19 protein-coding genes are annotated in these 18,480 nt (G+C 65.2%); 12 read left to right on the top strand and 7 right to left on the bottom strand.

The window, feature by feature from the left end:
* The first annotated feature begins 122 nt into the window (after window positions 1–122).
* Entirely contained in the window at window positions 123–368 is a 246-nt protein-coding gene (locus tag PDMSB3_RS11440; protein ID WP_165186193.1) for a UDP-glucose 4-epimerase, read from the top strand.
* 281 nt (window positions 369–649) lie between these two features.
* On the opposite strand, the gene adhP is transcribed toward PDMSB3_RS11440, so the two are convergent.
* From adhP to PDMSB3_RS11425, 3 genes are all read right to left on the bottom strand, one after another.
* Window positions 650–1,675, bottom strand: a complete 1,026-nt coding sequence (gene adhP, locus PDMSB3_RS11435) for an alcohol dehydrogenase AdhP (RefSeq protein WP_165186191.1) — start codon at window positions 1,673–1,675, stop codon at window positions 650–652.
* Window positions 1,676–1,843: 168 nt separating this feature from the next.
* Window positions 1,844–2,434, bottom strand: coding sequence for a rhomboid family intramembrane serine protease (locus PDMSB3_RS11430; protein WP_007181526.1), 591 nt, complete (start codon window positions 2,432–2,434; stop codon window positions 1,844–1,846).
* Window positions 2,431–5,310: an AMP-binding protein gene (locus PDMSB3_RS11425; RefSeq protein ID WP_232064179.1), complete on the bottom strand. Its 2,880-nt coding sequence runs from the start codon at window positions 5,308–5,310 to the stop codon at window positions 2,431–2,433. The genes PDMSB3_RS11430 and PDMSB3_RS11425 overlap by 4 nt, the downstream gene beginning before the upstream one ends.
* 265 nt (window positions 5,311–5,575) lie before the next feature.
* On the opposite strand from PDMSB3_RS11425, the gene PDMSB3_RS11420 reads away from it, so the two are divergent.
* Together PDMSB3_RS11420 and phaP are read left to right on the top strand one after the other, a co-directional pair.
* A complete protein-coding gene (locus PDMSB3_RS11420; RefSeq protein WP_007181528.1) occupies window positions 5,576–6,265 on the top strand; it encodes a CBS domain-containing protein in 690 nt (229 codons plus the stop codon).
* A gap of 45 nt (window positions 6,266–6,310) precedes the next feature.
* Window positions 6,311–6,802 (top strand): TIGR01841 family phasin, encoded by a 492-nt coding sequence (gene phaP, locus PDMSB3_RS11415; protein WP_165186188.1) that lies wholly within the window; start codon window positions 6,311–6,313, stop codon window positions 6,800–6,802.
* A 123-nt stretch (window positions 6,803–6,925) separates the two neighbouring features.
* On the opposite strand, the gene arcC is transcribed toward phaP, so the two are convergent.
* Genes arcC through arcD form a run of 4 tightly spaced genes read right to left on the bottom strand, consistent with a single transcriptional unit; the run spans window position 6,926 to window position 11,607 of the window.
* Window positions 6,926–7,837 carry a carbamate kinase gene (arcC, locus tag PDMSB3_RS11410; RefSeq protein ID WP_007181530.1) on the bottom strand — a complete coding sequence of 304 codons (912 nt, stop codon included), beginning with the start codon at window positions 7,835–7,837 and terminating at the stop codon, window positions 6,926–6,928.
* Window positions 7,838–7,847: 10 nt separating this feature from the next.
* On the bottom strand, window positions 7,848–8,846 hold the full coding sequence (gene argF / locus PDMSB3_RS11405; RefSeq protein ID WP_007181531.1) for an ornithine carbamoyltransferase: 999 nt from the start codon (window positions 8,844–8,846) through the stop codon (window positions 7,848–7,850).
* A 36-nt stretch (window positions 8,847–8,882) separates the two neighbouring features.
* On the bottom strand, window positions 8,883–10,100 hold the full coding sequence (locus PDMSB3_RS11400) for an arginine deiminase (protein ID WP_165186185.1): 1,218 nt from the start codon (window positions 10,098–10,100) through the stop codon (window positions 8,883–8,885).
* 25 nt (window positions 10,101–10,125) lie between these two features.
* Window positions 10,126–11,607, bottom strand: a complete 1,482-nt coding sequence (gene arcD / locus PDMSB3_RS11395; RefSeq protein ID WP_007181533.1) for an arginine-ornithine antiporter — start codon at window positions 11,605–11,607, stop codon at window positions 10,126–10,128.
* Between the two features lie 246 nt (window positions 11,608–11,853).
* Between arcD and atpD the strand changes: the two genes are divergently transcribed.
* The 9 genes from atpD to PDMSB3_RS11350 are packed head-to-tail and all read left to right on the top strand — an operon-like array spanning window position 11,854 to window position 18,480.
* Window positions 11,854–13,344 (top strand): F0F1 ATP synthase subunit beta, encoded by a 1,491-nt coding sequence (gene atpD / locus PDMSB3_RS11390; RefSeq protein ID WP_007181534.1) that lies wholly within the window; start codon window positions 11,854–11,856, stop codon window positions 13,342–13,344.
* Window positions 13,341–13,796 carry a F0F1 ATP synthase subunit epsilon gene (locus PDMSB3_RS11385; RefSeq protein WP_165186182.1) on the top strand — a complete coding sequence of 152 codons (456 nt, stop codon included), beginning with the start codon at window positions 13,341–13,343 and terminating at the stop codon, window positions 13,794–13,796. The genes atpD and PDMSB3_RS11385 overlap by 4 nt, the downstream gene beginning before the upstream one ends.
* A complete protein-coding gene (locus PDMSB3_RS11380) occupies window positions 13,796–14,113 on the top strand; it encodes an AtpZ/AtpI family protein (RefSeq protein ID WP_007181536.1) in 318 nt (105 codons plus the stop codon). Before PDMSB3_RS11385 ends, PDMSB3_RS11380 begins: the two co-directional genes overlap by 1 nt.
* Window positions 14,106–14,399: an ATP synthase subunit I gene (locus tag PDMSB3_RS11375; RefSeq protein ID WP_007181537.1), complete on the top strand. Its 294-nt coding sequence runs from the start codon at window positions 14,106–14,108 to the stop codon at window positions 14,397–14,399. Before PDMSB3_RS11380 ends, PDMSB3_RS11375 begins: the two co-directional genes overlap by 8 nt.
* Window positions 14,396–15,091, top strand: a complete 696-nt coding sequence (locus PDMSB3_RS11370; RefSeq protein ID WP_007181538.1) for a F0F1 ATP synthase subunit A — start codon at window positions 14,396–14,398, stop codon at window positions 15,089–15,091. The genes PDMSB3_RS11375 and PDMSB3_RS11370 overlap by 4 nt, the downstream gene beginning before the upstream one ends.
* On the top strand, window positions 15,088–15,336 hold the full coding sequence (locus tag PDMSB3_RS11365) for a F0F1 ATP synthase subunit C (RefSeq protein ID WP_007181539.1): 249 nt from the start codon (window positions 15,088–15,090) through the stop codon (window positions 15,334–15,336). Before PDMSB3_RS11370 ends, PDMSB3_RS11365 begins: the two co-directional genes overlap by 4 nt.
* Window positions 15,337–15,345: 9 nt before the next feature.
* The gene (locus PDMSB3_RS11360) at window positions 15,346–16,095 is read left to right on the top strand and encodes an ATP synthase F0 subunit B (protein WP_007181540.1); all 750 of its coding nucleotides are present in this window, start codon (window positions 15,346–15,348) and stop codon (window positions 16,093–16,095) included.
* The gene (locus PDMSB3_RS11355; RefSeq protein WP_007181541.1) at window positions 16,073–17,629 is read left to right on the top strand and encodes a F0F1 ATP synthase subunit alpha; all 1,557 of its coding nucleotides are present in this window, start codon (window positions 16,073–16,075) and stop codon (window positions 17,627–17,629) included. The genes PDMSB3_RS11360 and PDMSB3_RS11355 overlap by 23 nt, the downstream gene beginning before the upstream one ends.
* The gene (locus tag PDMSB3_RS11350; RefSeq protein WP_007181542.1) at window positions 17,626–18,480 is read left to right on the top strand and encodes a F0F1 ATP synthase subunit gamma; all 855 of its coding nucleotides are present in this window, start codon (window positions 17,626–17,628) and stop codon (window positions 18,478–18,480) included. Before PDMSB3_RS11355 ends, PDMSB3_RS11350 begins: the two co-directional genes overlap by 4 nt.

Here is an 18,480-nt window from a genome sequence, read left to right as displayed (position 1 = left end):
ACTACCGGATGGGCACCGCGCATGTGGCGCCCGCCGTGCCCGGCACGTCGGCGACGCGGGAACGGCGCAGACGCACCGAAGACGTCTCATGGACGGACGGCACATCAACAAAGGAGCGACTCATGACGATCTCGGGTAGCGTGGGCGACGGCGACTGGTCGGTCGCCGCAACCACACATCGCGCAACGGGCGGCTACGACTGCTCGATCAAGCTCAGCCACCACACGCCAGACGGAATTTTCAAACACGAGTTCAGGCACAGCAGCGTGTTTCCGACGGAGCGCGAAGCCGTGTTGGCCGGCTTGCGCGAGGGTATGGAATGGCTGCGCCTCAAGATGTCCAATACGCTGTCGGTTCAGCCACGGTAATGTGCTGCCGGGCCTGAGTGATTTCTGTCGGGCGCGCGCTTTCTCTTTCTTTCTCCGCAGTTTCTTTTTCAGTCCCCTCGCAATCCTCGCCTCGCAATCGCTCGCACTTCGCGGCCTGTCCATCGTTTCTTCACGCCCGCCCTGGACAAAGTCCACAAGCGCAGGCATTCACCAAAACGTCATGCGAAGAGGCGTCAAATGAAAAACGAGGAAAAAGCGCGAGCCGGTAAGGCGCTCGCGCCGCTTCCTCTTTCATCAACTCTGCCGCCCGTTCGGCTTGCTCAGTCGAGTTTCAGGACGATGCGTCCATCCACTTTCCCGCTCTTCAATTCGCCGAGAACATGATTGATATTGTCCAGCCGATCGAGATGGATTCGCGCACGGACACGACCTTGTGCGGCGAATTCGAGTGATTCCTGCAAGTCCTGGCGCGTGCCGACAATGGAGCCGCGCACGGTAATGCCGTTGAGCACGGTCGAGAAGATCGGCAGCGGAAAGTCTCCCGGCGGCAGTCCGTTCAGCGCAACGGTGCCGCCGCGGCGCACCATGCCCAGCGCCTGAGCGAAAGCGCTGCGCGATACGGCGGTGACGAGTACGCCGTGCGTTCCGCCGATTTCCTTCTGGATCGCCGCCGCAGGGTCGCACTCCGAAGCGTTGAACGTGAGCGTTGCGCCGAGTTCGCGGGCGAGAGCCAGCTTGTCCTCGGAGATGTCGACGGCCACCACGCGCAGGCCCATCGCAATGGCATATTGGACCGCGACGTGGCCGAGGCCGCCGATCCCTGAAATCGTGATCCATTGACCCGGCCGCGCGTCCGTCATGCGGATGCCTTTGTACACCGTCACGCCCGCGCACAGAATCGGCGCGATATCTTCGAACGAGACGGCCGCCGGCAGATGACCGACGAAGTTCGGATCGGCCACCACGTACTCGGCGTAAGCGCCGTTGACCGAGTAGCCCGTATTCTGCTGTTCCTGGCACAGCGTTTCCCAACCGCCAAGGCAATGCTCGCAGTGACCGCAGGCGGTATAAAGCCACGGCACGCCGACGCGATCGCCTTCCTTGACATGCTTGACACCTTCGCCGACGGCCGCGACATAGCCGACGCCTTCATGACCGGGAATGAAGGGCAGGGTGGGCTTGACCGGCCAGTCGCCGTCAGCCGCGTGCAGATCCGTGTGACAGACGCCGGACGCCTTGATGTTGACCAGAATCTGGCCGCGCCCCACCTGCGGGACGGGCACCTCTTCGATACGCAGCGGAGCGCCGAATTCGTGAACGACAGCAGCTTTCATAAGTTGGGCCATAACTTTTCTCCGGACGATGATTACGTGGCGACCAGTATCTCCTTCACCGATGCGGGGCGATTGACTTGGGTCATCCAACACCCATGCGCCTTTTATGCAGACCAGGCTGGCGAAGGCCGTTGCCCGCGTGACGAAAACCGTGCCATGCTCTTCCGCCCCTGGACTGTCTCAGCCGAGCCGCCGCTCGCGTGGCGTATGCATCCAATGCAGTAACAGCGTCACGGCGCCGAGCATGCCGCCGACATGCGCGAAGTGGGCGACGCCGCTTTGCGCGCCTGCAATGCCGAGCAGGAGTTCGAGCACGCCGTAGCCGGTGGCGAACAGCCACGCGGGCATCGGCACGGGCGGAAAAAGAAGGATCACGCGGCGGCGCGGGAACAGCAGCGCGTAGCCGACCAGCAGGCCGAACACGCCGGCCGAAGCGCCGATAGCCGGTACACGCACGGTCGTATCGGCAAGGCCCACCAGCAGTTGCAGCAGCGCGCCGCTGATTACGCTCGTGCCGTACAGCACGACGAGATGCGCGCGGCCGATGGTGGCTTCCACATCGCGGCCGAACATATACAGCGCGAACATGTTGACCGCGAGGTGCATGAAATTCGCGTGCAGAAGGCTGTAGGTCAACAACTGCCACACGTGAAATGCCGGGTTGCCGTTGCCGCCCACCGGCCAGAGCGCGAAGAGTGCGATCAGACGGTCGGGATCGAGTTGCTCGACCAGAAACGCCGCGGCATTGAGGATTATCAGCAGGACGATCATGACGGGGTGCTCGCGAAATTCTGCTCGTTCTCAGGCGCCTGCTCCGGGCCGCGAACGGCATGCGTGAAGAGCGGGGGCTCGCCGCAGTGAGCGAGGATCGCATTCTGTACGGCGTCGCGCAGCCGGGCCATCGCGCCAAGGTCGGAGCCGTCGGGCACGATCGGCGGTAACACGGCGACCTTGATCGCCCCCGGCCGCGGCAACCAGCTGCCGTCCGGCAACACCGCGCGCACGCCGGCGAGCGCCACCGGCACGACGGGGCGGCCACTGGTGCACGCCACCCGGAACGCGCCCAGATGAAATGGCCGCAAGCCGGCGCCACGGCCGAATGTGCCCTCCGGAAAAAACAGCAGAGGCGTGTCGCCTCCGGCCTGCCCGACGAGGCGTCGTTCGTCCTCGACACTGCCCCGGTATTCCCTTCGTTCGACCAAAGCAGTGCCGATTCCGCGCAGAAGCCGGCCGACCGGCCACTGGCGATCCAGGCTGCGTTTGGCGACGAACCGGACAGGCCGGGGCAGTACGGCAAGGAGGATCAAGCCGTCCAGATAGCTGCTATGGTTGGCCACCATGACCACGTTGGGTAGTGCCGCTGAAGTGGCGTCGATCTGAACGTCCACATGCAGCCTAGTCAGTTTCAGGAACAGACGACCGAGGCCGGCGGCCCGGCGCCAGTTGCGCGACGTGTCGGTCGACAGCAGGAGCGGCCAGACCAGCGGCGCCAATGCGCCCAGAACCGCCCAGCAATAGAGCCCGTACGCCGTATGCGAAACCCGGCGCGCGATCCGTCGCGAGAACGGCACGATTGCGCCTGCGACTACACCTGCAAACTGCCGCCATGCGGGACGCGCAGGCGACGCTCGGCCGCCGCGTTCGAACTGTTCGAGCGTCGCGGCGTGTCTGATCTTGCCGCTGGGTGTCTTGAGGATGGTCTCCGGGGCGACAAGACACACCTGCTCGGCGGGCGCGCCCAGCAGTTCGACCGTTCTGGCATGGATGCGCGCCAGTAGCTGTTCGCGCGCGGCGGCTTGCGTCAATGCTGTTTCGACGAGGATCACGATGCGCTCGGTGCCGCTCGCCCGGTCGATGCTTCCGCAGACGGCGACCCCACCGGGAGGGACTTCCGGCAGGCGGCCGATCGCCTCCTCGAGTTCGTAGGGAAAGATGTGGCGGCCGCCGCGAATGATCAGATCTTTGGCGCGGCCCGTGATGAAAAGTTCGCGATCGGCGAGATAGCCGAGATCGCCGGTGTCGAGCCAGCCGTTATGGATCAGGCGCTCCGTTTGCGCCGGGTTGTGAAAATAGCCGGCGCTCGCCGATGGGCCGCGAAACTCGATGTGGCCCACCCGGCGCTCGGGTTGCTCCTGAGCATTGTCATCCACGATCCGCACGTCCACGCTGTCCAATGCTTCGCCGCATCCGACCACTTCGACTGCGTCTTCGCTGGACGGAGCAGGCAACGCCTGTCCCGTGGCGCCGAGCGCGACGCGCTCGACACGGTCCACGTGCAGTCCGCGCCCGGGTGGCGGAAAGCTCAGGCCCAAGGTGTTTTCCGCCAGTCCGTAGACGGGCGTCACCGCGCGCGCGTCGAACCCGTACTGGCTGAAACGCGCCGAAAACGAGCGCAGGGTCGCCGCGCTGACCGGCTCCGCGCCGCAAAAGGCAAAGCGCAGCGACGACAGATCGAGACCCGCGAGGCTGGCCTCATCTAGGTGCTGCGTGCAATGCGCGTAGGCGAAGTTCGGCGCGGCGGTAAGCGTGCCGCGATATCGCTGGATCGACTGCAACCACAGTTCCGGGCAGGCCAGAAAAACGGTCGGCGGCATTATCACGAGCGGCATGCCGAAATACAGGGGTCCGAACCATGCGCCGATCAGCCCCATGTCGTGATAAAGCGGCAGCCAGCTGACGAGCACGTCGCCGGCGGTGATCTGCATGCGTGAACCCATTGCGCGAATATTGGCGAGCAGGTTCGCGTGCGTGAGCATGACACCTTTCGGGTCGCCCGTGCTGCCCGAGGTGTACTGCAGGAGCGCCATGTCGGCGGCGGCGCCGGGCACCGGTGTCTCATTGCGGTCGACACCGATCTGTGCGGCCGTCAGCACATGCTGCAAGGCGGGCACGTACAGCTTCAGAAGGCGGCCCACGCCGGCCACTTCAGGTGAGGCAATCAGCGCCTTGGCGCCCGCATTCGAGAGCACGGCTGCGTGGCGCCGAACGTGCTCTTCGATCTGCGAGACGCGCGCAGGCGGATAGATCGGCACAGGTGTCGCGCCGCTCATCAGTATCGCGATGAACGAGACGAAGTAATCCCAGCCGGTCGCCAGCATCAGCGCGACCGTGTCGCCCGGACCGATGCCGCGGCTGCGCAAACCGGACGCCGCGGCGGCAGCGCGCCGATACAACTCGCCATAGGACAACCCGGCAGGCGTTGCGCCATCTTCGAGAAAAATGATGTGGGTGCGCTGCGGATGCCTGTCGACATGCCACTGCAGCACTTCGATCAGTGTCGTCGCCTCGTGCGGCGTGTCGGTGAAAGGCGCGGCCGGCGCGGCAATGCGCTGCGGAACTGGCGGGTGTTCGGCGCCGCCTGCGGCCACGGGCGCCGTTTCGCGCTTGATGGCCTGCGCAAGATCGGCAGGCGTCAGGGCGGTCGAAAATGCGTCGAGCGGCACGCGTACGCCAAGCTTTTTCTCTATACGGCTGAAGAGCTCCGCGCGCGCGAGGCTATCGAAACCCAGATCCCGCTCGAACTGCGAGTCGGGACTCACCGCGCTCGCGTGGCTCGCGTTCGCGTGGGTCTCGGCGTAAACCGCCGTCACCACGCTGAGAACCTCTGCGGCGAGATGCGACTCGTCGAATGATTGATCGATTTCCATCGCGCTCGGGAAAACAATGGGTATGCCGACTATTCGACAGCAGACGGCCTGTGCCGGGTTGATATGCGTCAAGCGCCAGGGTTCTGTCGCCGCGAACGAATCGGCAGATGCACGCAACGGCCTTCGGGATGATCCACGTCAAACGGCAGAGCGTCGCGCCGGCCTAATCTGAAATCACCGGGGAGCTTGCCGGCGTTTCGATAATGACGGACGGAACGTGACGGTCCCGCGAATTCAATCGTCCTAACTGTCCAGGAGGCTTACCATGCGCGCATCCGATGTCATGATCACCAACGTTATATCGGTCACACCCGACATGACCGTGAGAGAGGTCGCCAGAATCTTTGTCGACAACGGCATCAGCGGCGCACCGGTTCTGGATCCGCAGGGCCATCTCGCCGGCATGATCAGCGAAGGCGATCTGCTTCGCCGCACCGAAATCGGCACCGACGAGCGCAAGCCGAGTTCATGGCTCGACGTCTGGTCCGCGAGCCATGAAGCAAGGGATTACATCAAGACTCATGCGGTGAAAGTGCGCGACGTGATGACCCCCGACGTGGTGACAGTTCAGCCCGACACGCCGCTCGGTGAAGTGGCCAGCATTCTCGAGACGCGGCGCATCAAGCGTGTGCCGGTGACGCAGGCGGGGCGGGTGGTGGGTATCGTGAGCCGCGCCAATCTCGTGCAGGCGCTGGCCAGCGTGCCGGACGAACCGGCGTCGGCTGTGACGCTCTCGGACGCCGAAATCCGCGCGATGCTGATGGGCGAACTGGCGGGCCGTAAATGGAGCTTTGCCGGCCGCAATATCGTCGTCACCGACGGAGTCGTGCATCTGTGGGGCGTATTCCATGCAATGGAAGCCGTCGACGCGGTTCGGGTGGCGGCGCAAAACATCCCCGGCGTCAAACGTGTGGAGGATCACACCGAGCCGTATCCGGTGATGCCGGGCATCTAGCAGACAGGCGGCCGGCGCGGTCCGGCAATCAACTTTGGAGGCGTGATGGCTCAGATCATTCCCGGGCAGTGGTTCAACGTGGAAAGTGCCGGCTTCGACCAACTGTGCGGCATCACCACCCGGAGCCTGCAGGCTTTCGAGCGGCTGGCCGCTTTGAACCTGCAGGCATTCCGGTTTGGACTTGCCGAGACTCAGGAGGCGGTTGCCCGGACATGCGCGGCGGACAGTCTGCCGGAAATGTTATGTCTACCCACGTTGCTTGCGCCTGTGGGGGCAGCCCAGGCACTCTCGTACAGCCGGCAGTTCTTCGAGATTCTGTCGGCTCTCCAGCCGGATTTCGTGGCGCCGCCGGCTGGTGCGGTCCGGCAACGGCATGCTGCGGACAGCGTGGCAGCCTGGTCGCTCGTGCCTATAGGTATGCCGAGCGAGCCGGCGCCATCCACGGTGCCCGCCGTCGCCAAATCGGCAACCGCGTCAACTGAACGCGGGAACAAGTCGGCGGACAGGAAGGCGATACAGCCGATGCACACGGAGTAGCGGCTTTCGCTCCGGCCTGAGTCGACCTTGTAGAAGTTCGACTGAGCCGTTCGCGGAGGTTCATCCGCGAAGACCCATTGGCGCATTGGCGAAGACGCGCTGTCTCACGGTGTTCACGGTGTGTTAAGGCCTGATCTGCGTGCCCGCCGTGCCGGCCGCCATTGCCTCGATATTCTCAAGCGAGCCGATCACCGCGCGTTTGCCGGTGCGTGTGACGAAGTCGCACGCCGCTTCGACCTTGGGCCCCATCGAGCCGGCGGGAAACGCGATCGACCTCAATTGCGCCGCCGATATCTCCCTCAGCGCACGCTGGTTCGGCGAGTGCCAGTCCGCGTATACCGCGTCCACGTCGGTCGCGATGAGCAGCAGATCGGCGCCGACATCGGCGGCGAGCAGCGCGCTGCACAGATCCTTGTCGATCACGGCCTCGATACCCGTGCGGGTTTGACCGTCCGCCGCAAGCGTGACCGGAATGCCTCCGCCGCCGGCCGCGATCACAATCACGTCGTGCTCCACGAGCCATTCAACCGGCTTCAGCGCCGCGATGCGCTGTGGCTTCGGCGATGCTACGACGCGCCTGAAGTCCGTTCCGTCCGGTGCAATGCTCCAGCCATTGCGCTGCGCCAATTCTTCGGCTTGCGCCTTCGTATAAACGGGACCGATCGGTTTGGTCGGGTGCGCGAAGGCGGGATCGTGAGGGTCCACCTCGACGCGCGTGAGCAAGGTCGCGACATGCCGGGTGGCGGGCAATGCGTTGGCCAGTTCCTGTTCGAGCAGATAGCCGATCATGCCTTCCGACTCGGCGTCGAGCACGTCGAGCGGCGCGGTGTTTTCCGCGCCGCCGGCGGCGGCGGCCTGCAAGGCGAGCAGCCCGACCTGGGGACCGTTGCCGTGCGCGACCACCAGCTGGTTGCCATCGGCCAGCAGCGCGATCTGCTTCGCGGCACGGCGGATATTGTCGAGTTGGCGCGCCATCGTCATCGGTTCGCCGCGGCGCAGTAGCGCGTTGCCGCCCAGCGCTATCAGAATGCGCATGGTGGGCGCCTTAAGCGAGGGTCGCCACAAGCACGGCCTTGATCGTGTGCATGCGGTTCTCAGCCTGGGAAAAGACGATCGACGCATCCGATTCGAATACCTCGTCGCTGACTTCGAGTTCGGACATGCCGAAATGCTCGTGGACCATCCGGCCGGTGTCGGTGTCGAGATTGTGATAGGCGGGCAGGCAGTGCATGAAGCGCGTGCGCGGGTTGCCGGTCGCTTTCATCAGTGCGGCGTTGACCTGATAGGGGCGCAGGAGATCGATTCGCGGACCCCACGCTTCGACAGGCTCGCCCATCGACACCCAGACATCCGTGTAGACGAAGTCGACGCCGCTTACGGCCTCATGCGGATCCTCGACGATCGTCACGCTGGCGCCGGTGCGCTCGGCGAGAAGCCGCATTTGCGCCACCAGTTCGTCGTGCGGCCACAATTCGCGCGGCGCCGCGATGCGCACGTCCATGCCCATCTGCACGCCGCCGATCAGCAGCGAATTGCCCATGTTGAAGCGGGCGTCGCCGAGGTAGCAGAACGACAGTTCATGCAACGGTTTCTCGCCGAACTCCTGCATGGTGAGCAGGTCGGCGAGCACCTGGGTGGGGTGGAATTCGTCGGTGAGGCCGTTCCAGACCGGAACATGCGAATAGGTCGCGAGATCCTCGACCACGCTCTGATGAAAGCCACGGTATTCGATACCGTCATAGAGCCGTCCGAGTACCCGTGCGGTGTCCTTGAGGGACTCCTTGCGGCCGAGCTGCGAACTCGCGGAGTCAATGTAGGTGACGTGGCCACCCTGGTCATGCACGGCGACCTCGAATGCGCAACGCGTGCGTGTCGAGGTCTTTTCGAAAATCAATGCGATGTTCTTGCCATTGAGCCGCGGGACTTCGTTGCCGGCGTACTTGGCGCGCTTCAGCTCGGACGCGAGGTCGAGCAGAAAGCGGATGTCGCGCGGCGCGAAGTCCTGCATGTTGAGCAGACTGCGATTGCGTAGATTGAATGCCATGAGCGGGTTCTCCAAAGGTGCGACGCGCGCTTCGCGTCAGAGGGGGGCGCGTTCGATCGGGCAGGTCATGCAATGGCCGCCGCCGCGTCCGCGGCCGAGTTCGCCGCTCGGGATCGTAATGACTTCCACACCTGCCTTGCGCAGAAGCGTGTTGGTGTACACATTGCGGTTGTAGGCGACCACGATGCCCGGTGCGAGCGCGATCACATTGTTACCGTCGTCCCATTGCTCGCGCTCGGACTCCCACGTATCGCCGCCGGTGGCGACGGTGCGCAGCGTGCCGATACCCAGCGCCTGCGCGACCACGTCCAGGAACGGCGCGCTCTCGGCCCGCACGTCGAGCTGACCCGGCTGCTTGCCGGGGCGCAAACTCGTGCAACGGATCGCATCGACCACTTCGGGAAAGATCGTGACCAGGTCGCGATCGCAGAAGGTGAATACCGTGTCGAGATGCATCGCGCCGCGCGAGCGCGGCAGCTGCGCAGCAATCACCTGCTTGACCGATTCGCCGGCGAACAGCGCCCGCGCGAGTTGCGCGACGCCTTGCGGCGAACTCCGCTCGCCCATGCCGATCAGCACGACGTCGCGCGACAACGGCATGACATCGCCGCCTTCGAGCGTCGCGCCGCCGTGGTCCGTCTCCGGGCCGCCCCACCAGACGCGTGTCCCGCTGCTGAACAGCGGATGGAAGCGGTAGATGGCGGTGGCGAGCAGCGTCTCCTGTTGCCGCGCCGGCCAGTACATCGATCCGAGCACGACGCCGTCGTTGATCCAGCAACTGCTGTCGCGCGTGAAGAGCGTGTTGGGCAGCGGCGGCAGAATGAATCCCGAGGGCGGCGTGCATTGCGCGAGCAGGCCGTCGGCCTCGAATGGCAATTCGGCGCGAACGATCCCGCCGATCAGGCGTGTGGCGAGTTCGCCCGGCTCCATCTCCTGGAGCCAGGGTCTGAGCTGCGCCGCCAGTTCCGCATCCACGGTGCCGGGCGCAAGCTTGTGTTCCAGCACCCAGTCGCGCGCCTCGCGGCCTTGCAGGATGTCGGCCAGCAGATCGTGCATCTCCAGCACATCGACGCCGTGCTCCTGCATCGTGCTGACGAATGCGTAATGATCGTTCTTTGCCTGCGATACCCACAGCACGTCGTCGAACAGCAGGTCGCGGCAATTGGCCGGTGTCAGGCGCGCCTGGGCAAGTCCCGGGCGGCAGACCATCACCTTGCGCAGCGTGCCTATTTCGGAATAGACGCCGAATGTCATTGAGTTTCTCCTGAAGATCGGCGGCTTACAAACCGAGCGCGCCGGTGGACAGCAGCCATGCCGCCACGGCGGCGAGGATGAGCAGAGCCGCGAGGATCACCGCCTCGAACGGCTTGAACAGACGTGCGCCGCGTTCGCGTTTTGCCCAGCCGTACAGCAGCACGCCGGGCGCGTAGAGTAGAGCGGAGAGCAGCAGATACTTGGGACCGGCGGCATACAGCAGCCAGCAGCAATAAACGGTTGCGGCCGCGCCGATCAGCATGTCGCGGGTGCGTGCGCCTTCCGCCGGCGCGTAACCTTCTCCGCGCATGGCGATGCGAGTCGCGTAGACGGCGGAGAACAGATACGGGATCAGGATCATCGAAGTCGCAAGCGAAATCAGCGCCTGATAGGTCGCGTTGGAGACGAGCGTGATGATCAGGAACAGTTGCACCAGTCCGTTGGTCACCCAGAGTGCATTGGCCGGTACGCCGTGACTGTTTTCGCGCGCCAGAAACTTCGGCATGACGCCGCCGTTCGCCGGCGTGAAGAGTGTTTCCGCCGCCAGCAGGGTCCACGCCAGCAACGCACCGCCCACCGACACCAGCAGGCCGATGCTGATGAGCACCGCGCCCCAGGCACCGACGGCCTTGTCGAGCACGCCGGCCATCGAGGGGTTCTTCATCGCGGCGAGATCGCCTTGCGGCACGATACCGAGCGACAGCAGGGAGACTGCCATCAGCAGAAGCAGGACCACAACGAAGCCGAGCAGGGTGGCGCGCCCGATATCCTCGCGCCGCTGCGCGCGGGCCGAGAACACGCTGGCGCCTTCGATACCGATGAACACCCACACGGTGATCAGCATGGTGCTTTTGACTTGCGTGAAGACGCTGCCGAGCTTCGCATTGCCCCAGAAGTCCTGAGCGATCACATGGCTTCTGAAGGCGATGGCCGCGAGCACGATGAACAGCAGCAGCGGGATCACTTTGGCGACCGTGGTGATCGCGTTGAGCACCGCCGCGCTGCGCACGCCGCGCAGGATCACGGCATGCATGATCCATAGTGCGATGGATGCGCCCAGCACGGCCGCAGGCGTATTGCCGTCGCCGAATATGGGGAAGAAGTAGCCGAGCGTGCCGAACACGATGACGAGATAGCCGACATTGCCGATCCACGCGCTGACCCAGTAGCCCCAGGCCGAATTGAAGCCGACGAAGTCGCCGGCACTGGCGCGCGCATAAGCGTAGATGCCGTTGTCGAGTTCAGGCTTGCGGGTTGTCAGCGTCTGATAGACAAACGCCAGCATCAACATGCCGACGCCGGTGATCAACCAGCCGATCAGCACGGCAGCGGCGCCCGCGCCGGATGCCATGTTTTGCGGCAGGGAGAAGACGCCGCTGCCGATCATCGAACCGATCACCAGCGCGGTGAGCAGGCCGAGCCGCAATGGCTTTGCTACTGCGCTGCCAGTCTGGCCGGCCGGAGTTGGAACGGATGGTGCCGAAAATGAATCTGCCAGGTTCTTCATGACGGACCTCACTGTTTTTTAGATAGCTGGATTAGGTCACTTCATGAAGGCCCGTCAGTTGATCTGGATCAGTCCGTGCAAGGTCGCATGCCCGCGCACCGGCAGGTCCGGCGCAAGGGCGGAGAGTTTCTTCGCGGCCCACGCTTTTCTCGTCCCTATTTCTTAGACACTTGATGAAAGTCAGTTTTGCGCTTCATTCCAGGAATATCTTCTGGCTGTTCACACATTGCCGCGGAAGCCCCAACCATGCCGAGTCATCCAGCAGCAGCGTCTTCAGCAACCCCGTCGACGGCGCGGGATGGCTACGTTGTTGCCGTGCGCGGCGCGATCGTCGACGTCAGGTTCGAGAGCGACGCGCTTCCCGCTGTCGGCGATGCGCTCGTCGTCACGCCGGACGATCTTGCGCCGGTGCTCGCCGAGATCCAGGCGCATCTGAGCGAAACGATGGTGCGCGCACTGGCCTTGCAGACCACGGCCGGGTTGCGGCGCGGCACACGCGTGCAAGTTCCCGGCGGCCCGATTGAAACACCGGTCGGTGAAGCGGTGCTCGGCCGTCTACTCGATGTAACCGGCGCGACGCGCGACGACGGTCCGGCGCTTCCCGCGCAGATCGAGCGTCGTCCGATTCATCGCGCGGCGCCGCCGCTGGCGTCGCTCAAGGGCACCAGCACACTGTTCTCGACCGGCATCAAGGTGCTCGATCTGCTCGCGCCGCTCGCTCAGGGCGGCAAGGCGGCCATGTTCGGCGGCGCCGGAGTCGGCAAGACCGTGCTGGTGATGGAACTGATTCATGCAATGGTCGAGCGCTACGAAGGTATCTCCGTGTTCGCCGGCGTCGGCGAACGCTCGCGCGAAGGTCACGAGATGCTGCTCGACATGCGGACCTCCGGCGTGTTGCCGCGCACCGTACTGGTTTACGGACAGATGAACGAGCCGCCGGGCGCACGTTGGCGCGTGCCGTTCACGGCGTTGACGATCGCCGAATACTTTCGCGACGAACGTCGGCAAAACGTACTGTTGCTGATGGATAACGTGTTTCGCTTCGTGCAGGCGGGCGCCGAAGTGTCGGGTCTGCTCGGGCGCATGCCGTCGCGAGTCGGTTACCAGCCCACGCTGGCGACCGAAGTCGCGGGCTTGCAGGAACGCATCGTGTCCGTGGGCGGCGTGTCGGTGACGGCGATCGAGGCGGTGTACGTGCCCGCCGACGATTTCACCGACCCCGCCGTGACCGCGATTGCCGCGCACCTGGACAGCATGGTCGTGCTGTCCCGCTCGATGGCGGCCGAAGGCATGTATCCCGCCGTCGATCCGATCGCGTCGTCGTCGATCCTGCTCGATCCGCTGGTGGTGGGCGAAGAACATGCGGCAGTCGCAACAGAAGTGCGCCGCATCATCGAGCATTACCGTGAGTTGCAGGATGTGATCTCGTTGCTGGGTGTGGAAGAACTGGGCGCCGAAGACCGCGCACTGGTCGGCCGCGCGCGGCGCCTGCAACGCTTTCTGACCCAGCCGTTCGCAGTGACCGAGGCGTTCACGGGCGAGCCCGGCCGCTCGGTCGCGCTCGCCGATACGATTGCCGGCTGCAAGGCGATTCTCGCGGGCGAATGCGATACGTGGCAGGAGAGTTCGTTGTACATGATCGGCACACTCGATGAAGGGCGCCAAAGGGAAGCGGCCGCCGCGCAACAGACCGCCGCGCAACAGGCTGCTCCTGCTGGAAAGGAGTCGACGGCATGAGCAAGGATGCTTTGAGGCTCACCATCGCGACGCCGTCGCGAGTCTGGTTCGACGGCGTCGAAATCGTCTCGTTGCGGGCGGAAGACGCAAGCGGTTCGTTCGGCATCCGTATTGGGCATGCCGATTTCGTCACCCAGTTGACGTCGTCGGTGGTCCGCTGGACGGGCACGGACAAGGAGTTGCGCTACTGCGCGGTGAACGGCGGCGTGCTGCTGGTGTCGGGCGGCGCGACGGTGTCCATCGCTTGCCGCGAAGCGATTCCGGGCGATTCGCTGGAAGGCCTCGAGGCGATCGTGCGCAGCCGTCACGCCGACGAAGACGAAGCGGTGCGGCGTGCCCGCGTCGACCAGATGCGGCTGCATGCGCGCGCGGTGCGTCAGATGCTGCGCTACCTGCGGCCGCGGGCCGGGGGCGACGGCGCAAATCCGGACGGCACGGGAGCGACGCTGTAATGAGCACACCGCGGCGCGACGAGCGCACTCCTCGTGAGGACAAGCTGGCCGGCGCGGCCCAGCAGGCCGCAGAACGCGCGGCGCGCGGGCGTGCGGAGCCGGAGCCGTCGCTCGGCACCCGGCTCGGCCAGATCGGCATTCTTGGCTGGGCCATCGTCGTGCCGACACTGCTTGGGCTTGCGTTGGGACACTGGCTCGACCGCACTTTCGGTACGCGGGTATTTTTCTCGGCGCCGCTTCTGATGCTGGGAGCAGCGCTCGGTTTCTGGTCCGCATGGAAATGGATGCATCGTCAACAAGGAGCACACCGTGAATAGTGCGCTGGCATGGCCGCTACCGCCGCTCGCCGCCCAGCTCGTGATCGGACTCGCGGTCGGCGTGGTCGCGGGCGCGTGGCATTTCCTTTCGCTGCGCTGGAACTGGCCGTTGTTCACGGCTGGCCGAACGTTAGCGGCGCTGGCACTGCAAATCGCGCGCATCGCGCTGACCTGTGCGTTGCTGTTCGTGCTCGTACGCGTCGGCGCGCTGGCGCTGCTTGCGGGGATGGCGGGCGTGCTGCTCACACGCAGGATCGCGCTGCGGCGTTACGGAGGCCTGTCATGACCGAATCACCGCTCACCATCTCGCCGCTTCTGCAGCTTGGCCCGGTCCCGATCACCGGGCCCGTGCTGATCACCTGGGGCATCATGGCCATTGTCACCGCCGGGGCCGTCGTGCTGAGCCGAAGACTCTCGCTTGCGCCAGGGAAGACGCAAACCGCGCTCGAACTGCTCGTCGAAACGATCGACCAGCAGATTCGCGACACCATGCAAACCGAGGCGGCAACGTATCGCGCGCTGATCGGCACGCTGTTCATCTTCGTACTGGTCGCCAACTGGTGCGCGCTGGTGCCGGGCGTCACGCCGCCTACCGCGCACCTCGAAACCGACGCCGCGCTCGCGCTGATCGTGCTCGGCGCCACGGTCTTTTACGGCATTCGCAGCCGCGGCGCGACGGGCTATCTCGCGTCGTTCGCGGAGCCGAGCTGGGTGATGATTCCGCTGAACGTCGTCGAGCAGATCACGCGCACGTTCTCACTCGTGGTTCGCCTGTTCGGCAACGTCATGAGCGGCGTGTTCGTGATCGGCATTCTGCTGTCGCTCGCCGGCCTGCTGGTGCCGATTCCGCTCATGGCGCTGGATCTGCTCACGGGCGCGGTCCAGGCCTACATCTTTGCTGTTCTCTCGATGGTCTTCATCGGCGCCGCGATCGGCGATCCGCACCATGTCAGTGTCAAAAAGGGCGAAGTCTCATGAATAACCTTATCGAAGTCGTCAGTATCGCCGCGGCAGCGTTTGCCGTCTCGTTCGGCGCGATCGGGCCGGCGCTTGCCGAAGGCCGGGCGGTCGCCGCGGCAATGGACGCGATCGCACGGCAGCCGGATTCGGCAGGCACCGTGTCGCGCACGCTGTTCGTCGGGCTGGCCATGATCGAGACGATGGCGATCTATTGCCTCGTGATCGCCTTGCTGCTGCTGTTTGCCAACCCGTTTGCGAAATAGGCGGACACCATGCGAATCGACTGGTGGACGCTCGCGCTTCAGACCATCAATGCACTGGTGCTGATATGGCTGCTTGCGCGTTTCCTGTTCCGCCCGGTCGCAGGCATCATCGCTGAACGTCAGAAGACGGCGCAGGCCCTGATCGCCGATGCCGAGGCGGCGAAGCTCGTAGCAGTGCAGGAACGCGACAAGGCAACCCAGGAAACGCAGCAGCTCGCGGCGGCGCACGGCGAAGCCATGAAAGCCGTCGCGGCGGAAGCCGCGGCGCAGAAGCAGGCGCTTCTGAACGCCGCTCAGGCCGACGCGGACGCATTGCGAGCAGCGGCGAAAGGCGAAGCCGCGGGAGCGCGCGCCGAGCAGGACAAACTCGCGTCCGAACGCGCCAGCCGGCTTGCCGTGGATATCGCCGCCAAGCTGCTCGACAGGTTGCCAGAGAGCATGCGCGTGAGCGGTTTTGTCGACGGCCTCGCCGAGGGAATCGCACGACTTCCGGAAAGCGCGCGTGGCGGATTCTGGGAGGATGGCGCGGTGCCGATACTCGCCGCGCCGCGAGCGTTGAGCCCGCAGGAACAGGACCAGTGCCGCGCGATGCTGGCAACGTGCCTGAAGCGCGATGTGCCGGTCAACTTCGAAGTGGATCCGCAACTGATAGCCGGCCTCGAACTGCGCTCGCCGCATGCCGTGGTGCGCAATAGCTTCGGCGCGGAACTCGTTCGCATCAAGGAGGCGCTGCTCGATGACAGTCATGCTGCCCGCTGAAATGAGCGACGACGCCTGGCTCGCGGCGCAGCGCAAGGCGCTGGCTCGCACGGCGGCCGCGCCTTATGCCGACACGCTCGGCCGCGTGGAGCGGATCGGCGACGGTATCGCGTTCGTTTCGGGGCTGGCCGATGCGGCGCTCGACGAACTGCTGCGCTTCGAAAGCGGCGCGAGCGGCTTCGTGCATACGCTGGAAGCCGATCTGATGAGCGTCGTGCTGCTGGACGACGGCGCCACGGTCGAAGCCGGCGCGCGCGTGACTCGCACCGGCGCGGTGATCGAGGTGCCGGTCGGCGAAGGCCTGCTCGGGCGCGTGATCGACCCGCTAGGCCGGCCGCTCGATCGCGACGAGCCGGTGTCCGCGGCGAAGCGCATGCCGATCGAGCGGCCCGCACCGGCGATCATCGATCGCGACCTGGTCAGCGAGCCTGTCGAAACCGGCGTGCTGATCGTCGACGCGCTCTTCGCCGTGGGTCGCGGACAGCGGGAACTGATCATCGGCGATCGTGCAACCGGCAAGACCGCCCTGGCCCTCGACGCGATCGTCAACCAGAAGCACTCGGACATGATCTGCATCTATGTGGCGATCGGCCAGCGCTCGACGGCCGTGCAGCAGGTGATCGAATCCGTGCGCCGCTACGGCGCGCCCGAGCGCTGCGTGTTCGTGGTGGCGCCGGCGGCTTCGGCGGCCGGATTGCAATGGATCGCGCCGTTCGCGGGCGTCACGATCGCCGAGTACTTTCGCGACCGCGGGCAGCACGCGCTGGTCGTCATCGACGATCTCACCAAGCATGCCGCGACCCATCGGGAGTTGGCACTGCTCACACGCGAGCCGCCGGGACGCGAAGCCTATCCCGGCGACATCTTCTACGTTCACGCGCGGTTGCTCGAACGCGCGGCGAAGCTGTCGGCCAAGCTCGGCGGCGGCTCATTGACGGCATTGCCGATCGCGGAAACCGACGCGGGCAATCTGTCCGCCTATATCCCGACCAATCTGATTTCGATCACGGACGGCCAGATCGTGCTGGATGCCGCGCTATTTGCAGCCAACCAGCGTCCTGCCGTGGACGTCGGGCTGAGCGTGAGCCGGGTGGGCGGCAAGGCGCAGCATCCAGCCTTGCGCGAGGTGTCGGGCCGTTTGCGGCTCGACTACGCGCAGTTCCTGGAGCTCGAGATGTTCAGCCGCTTCGGCGGTCTGACGGATGCCCACGTCGCCGGTAAGATCGCGCGCGGCGAACGCATCCGGGCACTGATCGCGCAACCGCGATTCAGGCCGCTGCGCACGGTGGATGAAATCGCGCTGCTTGCCGCACTGGCGGAGGGTGTGTTCGATGCCGCGCCGCCGGCGATTGCCACTGAAGCGCGGGCTCAACTCGCGCAACAACTGCCGGGCGCAAGCATGGAAGCCGGCTGGGTGGATGCGCCGTTGGATCCCGCCACGCAGGCCGCGCTCGTCACGACGGTTCGCGAGATCGTGCAGCGCCTGACGCAGGAAGCGGCGAATGTCCCCGCCCGGACCGGGAGTGGCAAATGAGCGGCAGACTCGCGGAAATCGAAGCGCGTACCGCCACCGCGCGCCAACTGGACGCCGTGATCGGCGCGATGCGCGGCATTGCCGCAGCTCGCTCACGCGAAGCGCAGCGGCGGCTGCCCGGTATCCGCTCGTCGGCTGCGACCGTGGGGGCCGCGATCGGCGCCGTGCTGGCCTACGGCAGAGGGGCGCAGGCACCTCTGGACGAGCCGGATCATGGCGCGCGGATCGTGATCGCGCTGTGCTCGGAGCAGGGCTTCGTCGGCTCATTCAACGAGCAGGTGCTGGACTATGTACGGACTCGCGTCGATAGCGCACGGTGCGAGCTGCTGCTCGTCGGCACGCGCGGCGAGATGGCGGCCAGCGAGCGCCGCCTTGCGGTCGCATGGAGTTCGCCCGCGGTGTCCCACGCCGACGAAGTGCCGTCTCTGGCCAACCGCATTACCGATGCGCTCTACGCGCGTCTCGGCGTTCGCGCGGTGGATCACGTCTCGATCATCCATGCGCTGCCGGGCGGCGGCACCGCCGCCGGCAAGATGGTCGAGCACCGGTTGATACCGTTTGATTATTCGCGCTTTCAGGTGGCGAGGCGCGCTGTGCCGCCGCTGCTCACATTGCCGGTCGAACGTCTGCTTCCGGGTCTGGTCGAGGAATATGTGTTTGTCGAGATCTGCGAGGCACTGATGCTCTCGTTCGCCGCGGAAAACGAGGCGAGGGTGAACGCGATGCTGGCCGCCCGCACCAATGTGCGGGATACGCTCGAGGAACTGACGCAGAGCTATCGCCGGGTCCGTCAGGACGAAATCACCGACGATATCGCGGAACTCGCGGCAGCCACCACGCAGCCGGTCTAG

Source organism: Paraburkholderia dioscoreae, from assembly GCF_902459535.1.
GTDB lineage: Bacteria > Pseudomonadota > Gammaproteobacteria > Burkholderiales > Burkholderiaceae > Paraburkholderia > Paraburkholderia dioscoreae.
Note: the sequence above shows the minus strand (reverse complement) of the source record. Positions and strands in the feature narration are given on the sequence as shown.

Excerpts from the sequence above, each read along its gene's own strand:
- argF (WP_007181531.1), bottom strand. The coding sequence starts at position 8,846 with ATGGCATTCAATCTACGCAATCGCAGTCTGCTCAACATGCAGGACTTC.
- phaP (WP_165186188.1), top strand. The coding sequence starts at position 6,311 with ATGGCTCAGATCATTCCCGGGCAGTGGTTCAACGTGGAAAGTGCCGGC.
- atpD (WP_007181534.1), top strand. The coding sequence starts at position 11,854 with ATGCCGAGTCATCCAGCAGCAGCGTCTTCAGCAACCCCGTCGACGGCG.
- PDMSB3_RS11350 (WP_007181542.1), top strand. The coding sequence starts at position 17,626 with ATGAGCGGCAGACTCGCGGAAATCGAAGCGCGTACCGCCACCGCGCGC.
- PDMSB3_RS11360 (WP_007181540.1), top strand. The coding sequence starts at position 15,346 with ATGCGAATCGACTGGTGGACGCTCGCGCTTCAGACCATCAATGCACTG.
- PDMSB3_RS11380 (WP_007181536.1), top strand. The coding sequence starts at position 13,796 with ATGAGCACACCGCGGCGCGACGAGCGCACTCCTCGTGAGGACAAGCTG.
- PDMSB3_RS11385 (WP_165186182.1), top strand. The coding sequence starts at position 13,341 with ATGAGCAAGGATGCTTTGAGGCTCACCATCGCGACGCCGTCGCGAGTC.
- adhP (WP_165186191.1), bottom strand. The coding sequence starts at position 1,675 with ATGGCCCAACTTATGAAAGCTGCTGTCGTTCACGAATTCGGCGCTCCG.
- PDMSB3_RS11425 (WP_232064179.1), bottom strand. The coding sequence starts at position 5,310 with ATGGAAATCGATCAATCATTCGACGAGTCGCATCTCGCCGCAGAGGTT.
- PDMSB3_RS11400 (WP_165186185.1), bottom strand. The coding sequence starts at position 10,100 with ATGACATTCGGCGTCTATTCCGAAATAGGCACGCTGCGCAAGGTGATG.
- PDMSB3_RS11355 (WP_007181541.1), top strand. The coding sequence starts at position 16,073 with ATGACAGTCATGCTGCCCGCTGAAATGAGCGACGACGCCTGGCTCGCG.
- arcC (WP_007181530.1), bottom strand. The coding sequence starts at position 7,837 with ATGCGCATTCTGATAGCGCTGGGCGGCAACGCGCTACTGCGCCGCGGC.
- PDMSB3_RS11365 (WP_007181539.1), top strand. The coding sequence starts at position 15,088 with ATGAATAACCTTATCGAAGTCGTCAGTATCGCCGCGGCAGCGTTTGCC.
- arcD (WP_007181533.1), bottom strand. The coding sequence starts at position 11,607 with ATGAAGAACCTGGCAGATTCATTTTCGGCACCATCCGTTCCAACTCCG.
- PDMSB3_RS11440 (WP_165186193.1), top strand. The coding sequence starts at position 123 with ATGACGATCTCGGGTAGCGTGGGCGACGGCGACTGGTCGGTCGCCGCA.
- PDMSB3_RS11370 (WP_007181538.1), top strand. The coding sequence starts at position 14,396 with ATGACCGAATCACCGCTCACCATCTCGCCGCTTCTGCAGCTTGGCCCG.
- PDMSB3_RS11430 (WP_007181526.1), bottom strand. The coding sequence starts at position 2,434 with ATGATCGTCCTGCTGATAATCCTCAATGCCGCGGCGTTTCTGGTCGAG.
- PDMSB3_RS11420 (WP_007181528.1), top strand. The coding sequence starts at position 5,576 with ATGCGCGCATCCGATGTCATGATCACCAACGTTATATCGGTCACACCC.